General features: G+C 67.1%; 2 protein-coding genes. Both read right to left on the reverse strand.

The window, feature by feature from the left end:
• Positions 1 to 45 precede the first annotated feature (45 nt).
• The gene (locus DWZ15_RS10275; protein WP_118450829.1) at positions 46 to 951 is read right to left on the reverse strand and encodes an IS3 family transposase; all 906 of its coding nucleotides are present in this window, start codon (positions 949 to 951) and stop codon (positions 46 to 48) included.
• Positions 894 to 1,165, reverse strand: a 272-nt coding sequence (locus tag DWZ15_RS10785; RefSeq protein ID WP_147352337.1) for a helix-turn-helix domain-containing protein, incomplete at its 5' end; no start/stop codon positions are given. The genes DWZ15_RS10275 and DWZ15_RS10785, both read right to left, overlap by 58 nt.

Below are 1,165 nucleotides of genomic sequence, written 5' to 3' on the forward strand. Positions count from 1 at the left end.
TTGAACTGCGTCCCGAATCTTGGCCTTCTTTATTAGAAGCGAACACTAGGACGCTTTCAATAGCCGTTTCCGAAACTCCACCGGGGTGAGGCCGCCGAGCGCCACCTGGCGACGCCTCGTGTTCCAATGCACGACGTAGGCGTCGAGGTCCCTCTTGAAGGACTCGAAGTCGGCCCACTCGACGCCCCTGAAGAACTCGTCCTTGAGATGCCCGAACACCTGCTCCGTCGCCCCGTTGTCTAGGCAGTTGCCCTTTCTCGACATGCTCTGCCTGGCGCCGTGCCTCCTGAGCTCGCCGGTCCACCTGGGGTGCTGGTACTGCCAGCCCATGTCGCTGTGGACGATCGGCGAGGCCCCGGCCGGCATCCTCGCGAACAGGCGCCTGAGCACCTCCTCCTGCTGGGCCATGTCCGGGCTCGTCGACACCGACCAGGAGACGATCTCCTTCGTGCAGAAGTCGTAGACCGGGGCGAAGTACGCCTTGCCCCAGGGCTGCCTGAATTCCGTGACGTCGGTCCCGAGCTTCTCCCACGGGGCGCCCGCGCGAAAGTCACGCGCTATCAGGTTGTCGAATCTCTCGCCGACCGGGCCGCGGTAGGAGTTGTAGCGATGGTAGTCGGTCTCCCGGCGGATGCCGCAGCGGATGCCGAGCTCCCGCATCATCTTGAGGACCGTCTTGTCCGCTATCCTCGCGCCCAGCTCGGCCCTCAGGCACATCGCTATCTGGCGGTGGCCGCACCCGTTCGCCGTCCTCGAGAAGATCTCGCGCACGGCCCCCCGGAGCTCTGGCCGGGTCGCTCTCGGCGGGTGCGCCACGGCATAGTGGTAGCTCGACGGCGCGAGCCGCGCGGCCGCGAGCAGGTCGCATAGGCGGTGGTGCCCTGAAAGGGAGGCTACGACCTGGGCTTTCTCCCAGTTTGAGAGCTCTTCTCCGCTTTCAGGGCTATCGATTTTTTTAGATACGCCACCTGGGCCTCGAGTTTGCGCACGCGCTCCTCGAGCTCCCGCTCGCGCGTCCGCCCCCCGGGGCCCTCCGGCCTGCCGCGGCGTCCCGGCTCGAGCGCCTCCGGCCCGCCCTCGCGGTACAGCCTGCACCAGCGGTCGAGCGATGTGGCGGCGGCGATGCCGAAGCGGGCCATCGCCGCCGACCGCGGCATCCCCTCGT

The organism is Collinsella sp. AF29-7AC, assembly GCF_003475665.1.
Classification (GTDB): domain Bacteria; phylum Actinomycetota; class Coriobacteriia; order Coriobacteriales; family Coriobacteriaceae; genus Collinsella.